Source organism: Gracilibacillus alcaliphilus, assembly GCF_016909015.1.
GTDB classification, from domain to species: Bacteria; Bacillota; Bacilli; order Bacillales; family Amphibacillaceae; genus Gracilibacillus; species Gracilibacillus alcaliphilus.
Genome location: NZ_JAFBFA010000013.1, coordinates 1 through 13,169, shown reverse-complemented (window position 1 = coordinate 13,169; position 13,169 = coordinate 1). Strand labels below are relative to the sequence as shown.

General features: G+C 41.7%; 14 protein-coding genes. All 14 read left to right on the top strand.

All coding sequences use genetic code 11. The features are described 5' to 3' along the window. Positions 1 to 31: 31 nt before the first annotated feature. The gene (gene rpiB, locus JOD18_RS11075; RefSeq protein ID WP_204669098.1) at positions 32 to 472 is read left to right on the top strand and encodes a ribose 5-phosphate isomerase B; all 441 of its coding nucleotides are present in this window, start codon (positions 32 to 34) and stop codon (positions 470 to 472) included. Between the two features lie 52 nt (positions 473 to 524). Then, complete coding sequence (locus JOD18_RS11070; RefSeq protein ID WP_204669097.1) at positions 525 to 1,076, top strand: TIGR01440 family protein; 552 nt, start codon at positions 525 to 527, stop codon at positions 1,074 to 1,076. A gap of 163 nt (positions 1,077 to 1,239) precedes the next feature. Then, positions 1,240 to 2,475 carry a serine hydroxymethyltransferase gene (locus tag JOD18_RS11065; protein WP_204669096.1) on the top strand — a complete coding sequence of 412 codons (1,236 nt, stop codon included), beginning with the start codon at positions 1,240 to 1,242 and terminating at the stop codon, positions 2,473 to 2,475. A 495-nt stretch (positions 2,476 to 2,970) separates the two neighbouring features. Further along, complete coding sequence (upp, locus tag JOD18_RS11060) at positions 2,971 to 3,600, top strand: uracil phosphoribosyltransferase (RefSeq protein ID WP_204669095.1); 630 nt, start codon at positions 2,971 to 2,973, stop codon at positions 3,598 to 3,600. A gap of 201 nt (positions 3,601 to 3,801) precedes the next feature. Further along, entirely contained in the window at positions 3,802 to 5,868 is a 2,067-nt protein-coding gene (locus JOD18_RS11055) for a S8 family serine peptidase (RefSeq protein ID WP_204669094.1), read from the top strand. A 408-nt stretch (positions 5,869 to 6,276) separates the two neighbouring features. Continuing rightward, positions 6,277 to 6,498, top strand: coding sequence for an AtpZ/AtpI family protein (locus JOD18_RS11050; RefSeq protein ID WP_204669093.1), 222 nt, complete (start codon positions 6,277 to 6,279; stop codon positions 6,496 to 6,498). A gap of 2 nt (positions 6,499 to 6,500) precedes the next feature. After that, a complete protein-coding gene (locus JOD18_RS11045) occupies positions 6,501 to 6,884 on the top strand; it encodes an ATP synthase subunit I (protein ID WP_204669092.1) in 384 nt (127 codons plus the stop codon). A gap of 10 nt (positions 6,885 to 6,894) precedes the next feature. After that, on the top strand, positions 6,895 to 7,620 hold the full coding sequence (atpB, locus tag JOD18_RS11040) for a F0F1 ATP synthase subunit A (protein WP_204669091.1): 726 nt from the start codon (positions 6,895 to 6,897) through the stop codon (positions 7,618 to 7,620). Between the two features lie 48 nt (positions 7,621 to 7,668). After that, positions 7,669 to 7,875, top strand: a complete 207-nt coding sequence (gene atpE, locus JOD18_RS11035) for a F0F1 ATP synthase subunit C (RefSeq protein WP_204669090.1) — start codon at positions 7,669 to 7,671, stop codon at positions 7,873 to 7,875. 202 nt (positions 7,876 to 8,077) lie between these two features. Beyond that, on the top strand, positions 8,078 to 8,605 hold the full coding sequence (atpF, locus tag JOD18_RS11030) for a F0F1 ATP synthase subunit B (protein ID WP_204669089.1): 528 nt from the start codon (positions 8,078 to 8,080) through the stop codon (positions 8,603 to 8,605). Next, complete coding sequence (locus JOD18_RS11025) at positions 8,602 to 9,144, top strand: F0F1 ATP synthase subunit delta (RefSeq protein WP_204669088.1); 543 nt, start codon at positions 8,602 to 8,604, stop codon at positions 9,142 to 9,144. Before atpF ends, JOD18_RS11025 begins: the two co-directional genes overlap by 4 nt. A 21-nt stretch (positions 9,145 to 9,165) precedes the next feature. Further along, positions 9,166 to 10,674 carry a F0F1 ATP synthase subunit alpha gene (gene atpA, locus JOD18_RS11020; protein WP_204669087.1) on the top strand — a complete coding sequence of 503 codons (1,509 nt, stop codon included), beginning with the start codon at positions 9,166 to 9,168 and terminating at the stop codon, positions 10,672 to 10,674. Between the two features lie 69 nt (positions 10,675 to 10,743). Then, positions 10,744 to 11,610, top strand: a complete 867-nt coding sequence (locus JOD18_RS11015; RefSeq protein ID WP_204669086.1) for a F0F1 ATP synthase subunit gamma — start codon at positions 10,744 to 10,746, stop codon at positions 11,608 to 11,610. Positions 11,611 to 11,653: 43 nt separating this feature from the next. Next, the gene (gene atpD, locus JOD18_RS11010) at positions 11,654 to 13,057 is read left to right on the top strand and encodes a F0F1 ATP synthase subunit beta (RefSeq protein WP_204669085.1); all 1,404 of its coding nucleotides are present in this window, start codon (positions 11,654 to 11,656) and stop codon (positions 13,055 to 13,057) included. Positions 13,058 to 13,169: the final 112 nt, after the last annotated feature.

Here is a 13,169-nt window from a genome sequence, read left to right as displayed (position 1 = left end):
TTAATTACAAAAAGGAGCGTCTAACATTACTATGAAAGTCATTTTAGCATCAGACCATGGCGGAATTCATTTGTCAAAAGAGATAGCTGAGTTGTTGGAAGAGCTAAATATAGAGTATGAGGATATTGGTTGTAACTGTGCTGATTCAGTGGATTATCCTGATTACGGTATCCCTGCTGCCGAACGTGTCGCAAGCGGAGAGTTTGATCGTGCCATTTTAATTTGTGGTACAGGTATTGGAATGGCCATTGCTGCTAATAAGGTAAATGGCATTCGTGCAGCTTTAGTCCATGATTTATTTAGTGCCAAGGCAACACGTGAACATAATGATTCCAATGTGCTGACAATGGGAGAGCGTGTGATCGGAGCAGGCCTTGCACGTGAAATTGCCCGGACATGGCTTACTACCGAAGCTCAGGGTGGGCGTCATGCCAATCGAATAGCAAAATTAACTGCATACGAAAATAAATAAACAGTGGTAGTTCTCTAATAACCCAAACATGGAAAGGAAGAGGCGATGATTCATGCATCTGGAGCAATGGCAGCAAGATATCAGATCTATGGTGGATGAATGGGTGTCGCTTGGTTTTCTTGCTGAAGGCGATTTATTTGTGATAGGTTGTTCTACCAGTGAAGTAGCAGGTGAACAGATTGGAACGGCAGGAAGTGAAGAGATAGCTGCTGTTTTGTTTCAAGAATTAGACCGCTTGCGCCAGCAGACAGGTGTTCATTTATGCTTTCAATGTTGTGAACATCTAAATCGTGCCCTTGTGGTAGAGAAGCAAGTCATGCGTGCACATCATTTGCAGCAAGTGTCTGCCCAGCCAGTTCGCAAGGCTGGAGGGGCAATGGCAGCCTATGCATACAGCCATATGCAGGAGGCCGTGATGGTAGAAACGATCCAAGCCGATGCTGGGATGGATATTGGAGAGACGATGATAGGGATGCATTTAAAACCTGTGGCTGTACCTATCCGTCTGATGAAGAACTATGTAGGACATGCCCGGACAACACATGCACGCACAAGACCGAAGTTAATTGGCGGTCCTCGAGCCGTTTATCCATCATCTATGTAAATAGGATATGTACTTTTATTTTTACGAATGAAGGTGCATATTTTTATTTTATTATTCGTAAAAAGGACTAGAATAATCTTGAAAATAATGTTATTTTAGAATAAGATTGAGTTAATGACGAATGATTAAGACACAATATCTATTTTTTTAGGGGGAACTATCCATGAAGCACTTGAAAAATTTTGATCCAGAACTTTATCAGTCGATTGAGAATGAACGAAAACGTCAAAACGATAAGATTGAATTAATTGCCTCAGAAAACTTTGTATCCGAAGCAGTAATGGAGGCGCAAGGATCAGTCTTAACGAATAAATATGCAGAAGGATATCCTGGTCGTCGTTATTATGGTGGCTGTGAGCATGTCGATGTGGCAGAAGACTTGGCTCGTGATCGTGCAAAAGAAATCTTCGGGGCAGAGTATGTCAATGTGCAGCCGCACTCGGGAGCTCAAGCCAACATGGCCGTTTATTTCACTGTGCTGGAGCCGGGAGATACCGTATTAGGTATGAATTTAAGCCATGGTGGTCACTTAACACATGGAAGCCCTGTAAACTTTAGCGGGAAGCTTTTCAATTTTGTTGATTATGGTGTGGATAAAGATACAGAACGATTAGATTATGAAGCCGTATTAGCAAAGGCGAAAGAAGTACAGCCAAAAATGATCGTAGCTGGTGCGAGTGCTTATTCTCGTGAAATTGACTTTAAGAAATTCCGTGAAATTGCGGATGAAGTGGACGCTTATTTAATGGTAGACATGGCACACATCGCTGGTTTAGTAGCTGCTGGTTTACATCCAGATCCAGTGCCGCATGCCCATTTTGTTACAACAACAACACATAAGACATTACGCGGACCACGAGGTGGAATGGTTTTATGTAAAGAGGAGTATGGGCGTCAGATTGATAAGACTGTATTCCCAGGTATGCAAGGCGGGCCGTTAATGCATGTGATTGCAGCAAAAGCCGTGGCCTTCAAAGAAGCTCTGGAGCCATCTTTCAAAGAATATGGTAAAAATATTATCAAAAATGCACAAAAATTTGGCGAGGTACTTCAAGCAGAAGGTATTCGTATCGTTTCTGGCGGTACAGATAACCACTTATTGCTGTTAGATGTACGTGAATTAGACCTAACAGGTAAAGCAGCGGAAGAGGCATTAGATGAAGTAGGTATTACGACAAATAAGAATACTATTCCGTTCGATCCAGAAAGCCCATTTGTTACCTCTGGTGTACGAGTCGGTACAGCAGCCGTAACCTCTCGCGGTTTTGGTGAAGCAGAGATGGAAGAAGTGGCGAAGATTATCGCATTGACATTAAAGAACCCGACAGACGAAGCATCCATCAAAGAAGCACGTGAACGTGTAAGTGCGTTAACAGCTAAGTTCCCTCTATATCAATAATCGTTAAAGCAGATCAGCCTACTTTGGGCAGATTTGCTTTTTTGAGTTTAGCTGAATTGTACACTGTTATAAATAGTAAAGTGTGGAGAGCGATTCTTCGTTAGTAACAAAAGGAATGACGGACAGAAAAAGTGAAACTTCCGAAGAGTTGTCCGTCATAACGCAAATGACGGACAAAAAAAAGTGGAATCCCCGAAAGTTGTCCGTCATAACGCAAATGAGGGACAAAAAAAGCGAAACTTCTGAAGAGTTGTCCATCAAAACGCAGATGAGGGACAAAAAAAGCGAAAATCCCGAAAGTTGTCCGTCAAAACGAAAAGTGATGAATAGAGGAATCTTATTCACTAACTCAAACTAAAAGCATATAAGCACAGAGAGACGGTGTCTCCAATCCATTTCCTTGATTGTGCTTGCAAGCCGCCTGATTTTTCTGTACAATTTTAAGGATGATTAATTTGAATCGAAGCATAATTAATATAAAAAGGAGTTTTTCGCATGAGTAAGTTATATGTTTTTGATCACCCATTAATTCAACATAAATTAACGTATATTCGCGATAAAAGTACAGGTACTAAGGAGTTTCGTGCATTAGTGGACGAGGTATCCGCCCTGATGGCTTTTGAAATTACCAGAGATCTTCCTCTCGAAGAAACAACTATTCAGACACCAGTAACAGAGGCGACTACCCAAATCATCAGCGGTAAGAAAATTGGTGTGATTCCGATTCTTCGTGCCGGTTTAGGGATGGTAGACGGTATTCTTAAATTGATCCCAACCGCAAAGGTAGGCCATGTCGGTTTGTATCGTGATCCGGAGACATTAAAACCAGTAGAGTATTACATTAAATTACCAACTGATATCCAAGAACGCGAACTGATTGTAGTAGATCCAATGCTTGCAACAGGCGGTTCGGCTAATGATGCGATTCATTCCTTGAAAAAGCGTGGTGCAGTGAATATCAAATTAATGTGCCTGATTGCGGCCCCTGAGGGAGTAGAACTGGTACAGGAAGAACATCCTGATGTGGATATTTATTTAGGTGCATTAGATGAAAAATTAAATGAAAAAGGCTATATTGTTCCAGGTCTGGGCGATGCAGGTGACCGTTTATTTGGAACAAAATAAACAATTCTAAAAGGGTTCCGAGTGCTTATACCTCTCTTTCTTAAGCATTCGGGACCTCTTTTTTTCTCTATACATATCTTCATTGCAACTGATTCATACTACCCCTATGGTATGTGTTCACAAACTTGCCAACGAAGACATTTACCGCTTATCGATTGGTGACTTTTTGAACAACCTCCTATCCAAAAAGGAGTGCGATGTATGTCGATTTTGTTTTCTCTTATGTTATTCCTCTCTCCACCAGATCTTTCGCTCATTATCGAGGTAGAGGATGATCCGCAAGAAACGGTGGAAATGCTGGAAACGTATTATCCACAAATAGATATTCTTGAAGTATATGACACGATATTCAATGGGATTGCCATTCAAACTGACCAACGAAACCTTCAGAAGTTAAGAAAACAGCCTTTTATCAAAAAAACATACCCTGCTCAAACCTATCAAGCACTTCGAGACACAGGTAATATCAATCAAAGCATTCCTTTTATACTACAGGAACAGCTTCCTTATACCGGTAAGGGAGTCAAGGTAGGGGTAATTGATACCGGGATAGATTATACACATCCAGATCTGCAAGCAAGTTATCAAGGCGGCTATGATCTTGTCGATCTTGATGATGATCCAATGGAGACAAAGGTCGAGCAAGGTATTCCCACTACACATGGAACACACGTCGCTGGTATTATTGCAGCAAACGGTAAAATGACAGGAATTGCCCCTGAGGCGGAGTTATATGCCTATAGGGCATTAGGACCCGGTGGTGCAGGCAATTCTATTCAAGTAATGGCAGCTATCGAAAGGGCTGTGAAAGATGGAATGGATATTATTAATTTATCCTTGGGAAATTCGATCAATGGCCCGGATTGGCCGACCAGTGTAGCCGTTAATCGGGCAGCTGAATTTGGGGTGACTGTCGTAATAGCCAATGGAAACACAGGGCCAGACCTGTGGACGGTAGGATCTCCGGCCACAGCAAGCCAAGTCGTATCGGTGGGGGCCTCCACACCAGAACTTCAACAACCCTATCTCTATGACCGATTTCAACAAAAAAGAATTGAAATAGTTCCAATGGAAGGTTCTGTTCCTTGGGATTTTACCAAGGATGTAAAAGTAACGACCGACTTGCAGCAACTCCAAGGACATGACAAAATTCTCATCACAGAAAGAAGTGACATTCCATTTGCCCAGTTGGCCATTGAAGCTGAGCAGCAAGGTGCCGCAGCCTTGCTGATTGCCAATAAAGAACCTGGGCTGTTTCAAGGAGCAGTAGAAGCCGATGTATCGATCCCGGTTGCAGCTATTTCCAAGGAGGACGGAGACTGGCTGACCGATCATCCGGGGTATCTCTTGTTAGAGCATGAGCCTGTATCAGATACAATAACCGACTTTAGTTCAAGAGGGCCTGTAACAGTAAACTGGGCAATCAAGCCGGAAATTGTCGCACCAGGTGCAGAAATAGTCAGCACCGTGCCTGAAGGATATCAAGCATTAAGCGGGACAAGTATGGCAGCCCCGCATGTGGCTGGCATCTTGGCGTTAATAAAAGAAGCACACCCTGATTGGACTCCAGCACAATTAAAAGCAGCTCTTCTGACAACAGCCCATCCATTAGACGGCTATCAACCAGTAGAACAAGGAGCAGGAAAAGTAGATCCGCAGGCAGCTATTGAGACAGATACATTAATCTACCAGTCATTATTATCATTTGGCCAACGAACTGACTTAAGCGAACAAGTATCGGCGAAGCTGGTTGTCGAAAATGTTTCACAGCAAACACAACAATACAAATTCTCTCTCCCGCCGCAAGAACAAGAGATCCGCTTTCAATTACCGCCAAGCTTTCAATTAGAGCCTAATGAAAAAAGGGAACTGACGATACAAGCAACAATTAGAACCAACAGCCAATCAGAAGGGATTAATCAAGGCTATCTTTACTTAAATGATCGGCCATTACCATATATGTATGTGACTGATCAAGCAGAAGTACCTCAAGTTATGGGGTTAGAACTGAGTGTGACACCATTGGATGATCATTATTACTATAAGCTGTATCTCGTTGAGGAAGCCAAGCGGTTAACGATCGATCTGTATGATCCACAGACATTTGCCTTTGTCGCTACAGTGGATGAAGCAGAGGACGTCCCACAAGGTGTCTGGGAAGGCGAAATTCAGGAGGAAGAATTGCTGGAACGCCCGTATATTGCAAATATTACCATCGAAACCAAAGCGGGTGAAGTATATCAATATCAAACAGGATGGGGCGGTTAGCTGCATCCTGTTTTCCCATGGCAGACAGGTGCTTCGAAACTCGAACTAATTGTCACATTTTATTCAAAAACCGTCTGAAACTAAATAATAGCTTGAAAATGAGGATTTTTATAAAAAATGTTGAAATATGACCGTTTATTTTTGCTTTTTGTCTTAAATTTGGATTGACATTATAAGGGCTCTATTGTATTCTAATCTAGTATGGATGATAAGGGTTTCAAGGTAGTGGCAACATTTTTGGATAGGTCATCGTTTTCATATGCATATACATAAGAGCAATATTCTATCTTTCTACTGGTAAAAATTCGTCGTGTAAACAGTGTATAATCTATTGTCCACTACACACGTCAGTGAGTAATAGATTCCATACTTATGTGGAAATCTCAATGGAGCAACCGAGGTGAGCAAATGTCACCACCTAAAGAAAAAGGTTACTACGGATTTGCCATTTATTCTGCGATTTTGTCACAACTTGTCGGCGGTCCATTACTGGGATTGTTCATTGGCAGGTATATAGACAACCACTTATCAACTTCACCACTTTTTTTAGTATTAGGGCTTCTTCTAGGAATAGGAGCCGGTATATACGGAACCATTCATTACGTAAGAGAAATCACGGGGGACGAGTAATTATGGATCAATTTAGTCAAATGGTAACCCGTCAGCGTAAATGGATGTTCTTCCTTCTTGCCATTTTTGTTCTTGGCTGGGGCTTTACCCCATATACAAGAATCTTCCTCGGACTCCTGCTGGGAGCAGCACTGAGTTTCTACAGTTTATGGATCATGCAGCGTAAAATCGATCAATTTGGACAATCTGTGGCCGAGAGTGGCCGCACGAAAGGGATTGGAACATTTATTAGACTAGCTGCACCTGCATTAGCAATAGTTATTGCTATGCGTTTTGAAGAACATTTCCATTTGATGGCCGTTGTTTTTGGATTAATGACAACCTATGTTGTTATTATGATAGATTTTGCAATATCTATTATGTTTATGACTAGAAAAGGGAAGTGAGGTGAAGGAATTGGATCACGAATCACCGATGTTGGAAGACCTGTTCGGTGTTCCTTGGCTGGATTTTAACCTGTCAACAACGTTGATGGTATTTGTTTCCTCTGTAATTGTGTTTATTATTTGTACACTGGGAGCAAGGAAACTGCAAATGAAGCCTACAGGTTTTCAAAACTTCATGGAATGGATTGTTGATTTTGTTAAAGGGATTATTGGAGATACAATGGGCTGGAAAACCGGTAAAGTATTTTTACCGCTTGGACTAACTCTATTGGTGTTTGTCTTCGTAAGTAATATGCTTGGGGTCATCTTTATGGGTGTAGTTGGACATACATTATGGTGGAAATCACCAACAGCTGATGCAACAGTTACATTATCCTTAGCAGGGTTAGTTGTCCTTCTAAGTCACTATTATGGGATAAAGGTAAGAGGGTTCAAAGCCTACTGCAAAGGGTTTATCAGCCCAGTACCATTCTTATTGCCTTTCAAAATTATTGAGGAATTTACAAATACTTTGACACTAGGTCTACGTCTTTTCGGTAACGTCTTTGCAAAAGAAATACTACTATCTCTTATCACGAAAATGGCAATGATAGCTGTACCTTTTACAACTGTCGCTTCCATTATACCGATGATGGCGTGGCAAGGTTTTGGTATGTTCTTAGGAGCTATTCAAGCATTTATTTTTACCATGTTAACAATGGTTTATATTTCTCACAAAGTGAGCGAAGACCATTAACATAATATTATCTTAATTATTTATACATTTTAAAGGAGGAAACAAGTAATGGAAGCTTTAGCAGCTGCAATTGCAATTGGTTTAGCGGCACTTGGTGCTGGTTTTGGGGTTAGTAATATCGTAAGTCGTACAGTAGAAGGGATCGCACGTCAGCCAGAATTAAGAGGTCCACTTCAAACAACTATGTTTATCGGGGTAGCGTTAGTAGAGGCGATTCCAATTTTCGCCGTAGTAATTGCCTTTATGGTAATGTAACGTAGATAGCAGAAGACGTGTGGAGCAATTATGCTCCATGTGTATCTTCTTATTGAATAATGCAGAGTGGCGAAGTTCGTCTCAGACAACCTTCGCCATTCCTTTGTAACAAGGGGATGTCACTAGCTGGCATGTAATATACAATCAATGAAAATGAATTTTTCAATAGATACAACTATCGGAGTGGGAAGGAGTGAGCACTGTGCAACTGTTAACAGATGGACTCGTCATTCAGGCGTCAATTGGTGGATTGCAGGGTGGCGACATGGTGTTTTCTATCGTCAGCTTTTTAATTTTACTAGCTTTATTAAAGAAATTCGCATGGGGTCCGTTAATGAACAAAATGGAAGAACGTGAGAATCATATTGCGAATGAGATTGAAACGGCTGAGAAGAATCGTGTGGAAGCAGAGAAGGCTGCACAAGAAGCTAATGAACAGCTGAAATCAACTCGCCAAGAAGCACAGAGAATTATTGAAGATGCGAAGAAAGCAGCGATCGACCAAGAACGTTCGATTATGGAGGCCGCTAACGAAGCAGCCGTTCGCATTAAGAAATCAGCTGAAGAAGATATTGCACGTGAAAAAGAAAAAGCAGTTGAAGCACTTCAGGCACAAGTGGCAACCTTATCTGTACAAATTGCCACGAAGGTAATTGAGAAAGAAATTAATGCAGAAGATCAAGAGCAATTGATCAGTGACTACATTAAAGAGGTAGGAGAAGAGCGATGAGTAATACGACTGTAGCTAAACGTTATGCAGAAGCTCTTTTCGAAATAGCTCAAACTAAAGGAACTGCCGATGTGTTAGAAGCGGAATTAACGACTGTAAAAGAAGTTTTCATTACTAATGCAGAGTTACTTGCATTTTTGCAGCATCCAAAAGTAGCTGCAGAGAAAAAGAAAGAACTTCTTACTTCAGCGTTCACAGGCTTTTCAAAGGATGTATTACATACTCTTTTTATGCTTGTTGACCGCCATAATGAAAAGATTGTTCCCGAAGTTGCCGATCATTTTATCACGTTTAATAATAAAGTAAAAGGCATCGAAGAAGCTGCCGTATATTCAGCGCGAGAGTTGACACAGGAAGAACAGCAAGCATTGCAAGGTGTATTTACCAGGAAATTAAACGTAAGTGCCTTAAAAATAAACAATATAGTAGATCCTTCTATACTGGGCGGTATCCGTATCCGTATTGGCAATACTGTGTATGATGGATCAATTAAAGGTAAGTTGAACCGCTTAGAGCGACAAATAACAGCAGTAAATTAAGAACGATAGGGGTGAAATGGCATGAGCATTAAAGCTGAAGAAATCAGTGCACTGATTAAGCAGCAAATCGAAAGCTATGATTCAGATATTGAAGTAAGTGATGTAGGTACGGTTATCGAGATCGGTGATGGTATCGCACGTGCACATGGGTTAGATAACGTCATGTCTGGTGAGCTTGTCGAATTTTCAAATGGTGTCATGGGTATGGCACAAAACTTAGAAGAATCCAATGTCGGGATTGTAATCCTTGGACCATATACAGAAATTCGTGAAGGGGATGAAGTTCGCCGTACAGGCCGTATTATGGAAGTGCCAGTAGGGGAGGAACTTATCGGACGCGTGGTGAACCCGCTAGGCCAGCCAATTGATGGTAAAGGTCCAGTGGAAACAACAAAAACCCGTCCATTAGAATCTCCAGCACCTGGTGTAATGGACCGTAAATCAGTAGATGAGCCATTACAAACAGGGATCAAGGCGATTGATGCCTTAGTACCGATTGGTCGTGGTCAGCGTGAGTTAATCATTGGTGACCGTCAAACAGGTAAGACTACTGTAGCGATCGATACGATCTTAAATCAAAAGACTGAAAATATGATCTGTATCTATGTTGCTATTGGTCAGAAAGACTCTACTGTTCGTGGGACAGTAGAAGTATTACGTAAGTATGGCGCATTAGATTATACTATCGTTGTATCTGCTGGTTCCAGTGATCCGGCACCGCTTCAATATTTGGCACCATATGCGGGTGTATCCATGGGTGAAGAATTCATGTACAACGGAAAGCATGTCCTAGTTGTATATGATGACTTAACAAAACAAGCGAACGCATATCGTGAGCTTTCCTTATTATTACGCCGTCCGCCAGGTCGTGAGGCATTCCCTGGGGATGTATTCTACTTACACTCTCGTTTATTAGAGCGTGCAGCGAAGCTTAGTGATGCCAAAGGTGGAGGTTCTTTAACTGCACTTCCATTTGTTGAAACACAAGCAGGAGATATTTCTGCATATATCCCTACCAACGTAATCTCAATCACAGACGGACAAATCTTCTTACAGTCTGACTTGTTCTTCTCTGGTGTTCGACCAGCGATTAACCCAGGTTTATCTGTATCACGTGTAGGTGGTTCCGCACAGATTAAAGCGATGAAGAAAGTAGCAGGTACACTTCGTCTTGACTTGGCTTCTTTCCGTGAATTAGAGGCATTTGCTCAGTTCGGTTCAGACCTTGATAAGGCAACACAGGCGAAGTTAAATCGTGGTGCACGTACAGTTGAAGTATTAAAGCAAGGTCTTCATAAGCCATTGGTAGTAGAGAAACAAGTAATGATCATCTATGCCCTGACAAAAGGCTTCTTAGATGATATTCCAGTAGAAGACATTACTCGTTTTGAAGAAGAATTCCTAACTTGGTTAGAGAATAACAAGCCGGAACTGTTAGCTACTGTACGCGATACAGGTGCATTAGCGGATGATAATGACATGCGTGCAGCTATCGAAAGCTTCAAGAAGACTTTCATTGTATCTGAATAAGCAGTAATGAGCAGAAAAATTTTTTCAAGCACTTAGCGTCAACCTTTAAGGAAAGGGCGGTGAAACGAAGTGGCATCGTTAAGAGATATTAAAACACGAATAACATCTACACAGAAGACCAAGCAAATCACTAAGGCTATGCATATGGTATCGGCATCGAAACTATCACGGGCAGAAGAGTTCGCGAAGGCTTTTGATCCTTATAGTAATAAGATCAAGGAAGTAGTGAACAGTATTGCTGCTGGAAGTGAAGAAGATGTAGAACATCCTATGTTACAGACTCGTGAGGTCAAGAAAACAGCATACTTTGTAATTACCTCTGACCGTGGTTTGGCTGGAGCCTTCAATAGTGGAGTTCTTCGTGCCGTATATCGCAGGATTCAAGAGCACCATCAATCTCCAGACGAGTATGCAATTATTGCTGTCGGACGTATTGGCCGTGATTTCTTTAAGAAGCGCAATATGCCAATACTAAAAGAGGTGACAGGTTTATCAGATCAGCCAAGCTTTGCTGAAATCCAAGAGTTAACCTCTGATACCGTTCAGTTGTTTGTCGAAGAGGAGATTGATGAGTTAGTAATTTTCTACAATCACTTTATTAGTGCAATATCCCAACAAGTGACAGACAAGAGACTTTTACCACTGACTGATTTAGCAGAAGATGCAGCTGGTGTACACAGTACGTATGAGTATGAACCAAACCAAGAAGATATTTTAAATATATTATTGCCACAGTATGCAGAGAGCTTGATTTTCGGAGCATTGCTTGATAGTAAGGCAAGTGAGCATGCCTCACGTATGACTGCTATGAAGAGTGCGACAGATAATGCAGATGATCTTATTGAGGATCTTTCCCTGCAGTATAACCGTGCAAGACAGGCTGCTATCACACAGGAAATTACCGAAATTGTTGGTGGAGCCGCTGCATTAGAATAATATTTTTGATCGGTAGCGAATGATTAAGTTAGGAGGGAAATCGATGGCTAAAGGACACGTTATTCAAATCATGGGGCCAGTTGTTGACGTTAAATTCGATGACAGCAGACTCCCTGAAATTTATAATGCGTTGAAAATTCAGTATGATGTTAATGGCGAAGCACAAGAGCTTATTGTCGAAGTAGCACTTCACTTAGGTGATGATGCCGTTCGTACCATTGCGATGTCAGGTACTGAAGGTGTAAAACGTGGTGCAGAAGCAATTGACTTGGGAGCACCAATCTCTGTGCCAGTAGGTGAAGAAACATTAGGTCGTGTCTTCAATGTATTAGGTGAGAAAATCGACTTGGATGAAGAGATGAGTGCCACGGTACGCCGTGACCCTATTCACCGTCCAGCACCTAAGTTTGACGAATTAGCGACAGAAACGGAAATTCTTGAAACAGGAATTAAAGTAGTAGACTTATTAGCACCTTATATTAAAGGTGGTAAGATCGGTTTATTTGGAGGTGCGGGTGTAGGTAAAACCGTACTTATCCAGGAATTAATCAACAACATTGCTCAAGAACACGGTGGTATTTCCGTATTTGCAGGTGTTGGAGAGCGTACTCGTGAAGGTAATGACCTTTACTATGAAATGAAAGACTCTGGCGTAATCTCGAAAACAGCGATGGTATTCGGTCAGATGAACGAACCGCCTGGAGCGCGTATGCGTGTAGCATTAACAGGCTTGACAATGGCTGAATTCTTCCGTGATGAACAAGGTCAGGACGTGTTGTTATTTATTGATAACATCTTCCGTTTTACCCAAGCAGGTTCTGAGGTATCTGCCTTATTAGGCCGTATGCCTTCTGCCGTAGGTTACCAGCCGACACTTGCTACAGAGATGGGACAATTGCAAGAGCGTATTACATCTACTAACAAAGGTTCTGTTACATCTATTCAAGCAGTATATGTACCAGCCGATGATTATACGGATCCGGCACCTGCAACAACATTTGCTCACTTAGATGCCACTACAAACCTTGATCGTAAGCTGTCAGAGCAAGGTATCTACCCAGCCGTGGATCCACTTGCTTCCACATCACGTGCCCTTGACCCAGCAGTTGTTGGAGACGATCACTACAATGTAGCTCGTGAAGTACAGCAAACATTACAAAAATATAAAGAACTACAGGATATTATTGCTATCTTAGGTATGGATGAGTTATCTGATGAAGATAAGTTAACAGTATCTCGTGCACGTCGTATCCAGTTCTTCTTATCACAGAATTTCCACGTAGCAGAGCAGTTTACTGGTCAGCCTGGTTCCTATGTGCCAGTTCAAGAGACCGTTCAAGGTTTCCGTGAAATTCTAGATGGTAAATATGATGATCTTCCAGAAGATGCTTTCCGTTTGGTTGGGCGCATTGAAGAAGTCGTTGAAAAAGCAAAACAAATGGCATAACAAGAGGCTCTATTATGAAATAGACTCTCGGAATTTCAAGAGTGAAAATGACCCAATTTCCATAAAATCACTGGAAATAAAGCTTAATCCAGGCAAACAACGGTCATTTTCA

What these genes read in the sequence shown, in the direction of transcription:
- rpiB (WP_204669098.1), top strand. Translation starts at nt 32, where the DNA reads ATGAAAGTCATTTTAGCATCAGACCATGGCGGAATTCATTTGTCAAAA.
- JOD18_RS11070 (WP_204669097.1), top strand. Translation starts at nt 525, where the DNA reads ATGCATCTGGAGCAATGGCAGCAAGATATCAGATCTATGGTGGATGAA.
- JOD18_RS11065 (WP_204669096.1), top strand. Translation starts at nt 1,240, where the DNA reads ATGAAGCACTTGAAAAATTTTGATCCAGAACTTTATCAGTCGATTGAG.
- upp (WP_204669095.1), top strand. Translation starts at nt 2,971, where the DNA reads ATGAGTAAGTTATATGTTTTTGATCACCCATTAATTCAACATAAATTA.
- JOD18_RS11055 (WP_204669094.1), top strand. Translation starts at nt 3,802, where the DNA reads ATGTCGATTTTGTTTTCTCTTATGTTATTCCTCTCTCCACCAGATCTT.
- JOD18_RS11050 (WP_204669093.1), top strand. Translation starts at nt 6,277, where the DNA reads ATGTCACCACCTAAAGAAAAAGGTTACTACGGATTTGCCATTTATTCT.
- JOD18_RS11045 (WP_204669092.1), top strand. Translation starts at nt 6,501, where the DNA reads ATGGATCAATTTAGTCAAATGGTAACCCGTCAGCGTAAATGGATGTTC.
- atpE (WP_204669090.1), top strand. Translation starts at nt 7,669, where the DNA reads ATGGAAGCTTTAGCAGCTGCAATTGCAATTGGTTTAGCGGCACTTGGT.
- JOD18_RS11025 (WP_204669088.1), top strand. Translation starts at nt 8,602, where the DNA reads ATGAGTAATACGACTGTAGCTAAACGTTATGCAGAAGCTCTTTTCGAA.
- atpA (WP_204669087.1), top strand. Translation starts at nt 9,166, where the DNA reads ATGAGCATTAAAGCTGAAGAAATCAGTGCACTGATTAAGCAGCAAATC.
- atpD (WP_204669085.1), top strand. Translation starts at nt 11,654, where the DNA reads ATGGCTAAAGGACACGTTATTCAAATCATGGGGCCAGTTGTTGACGTT.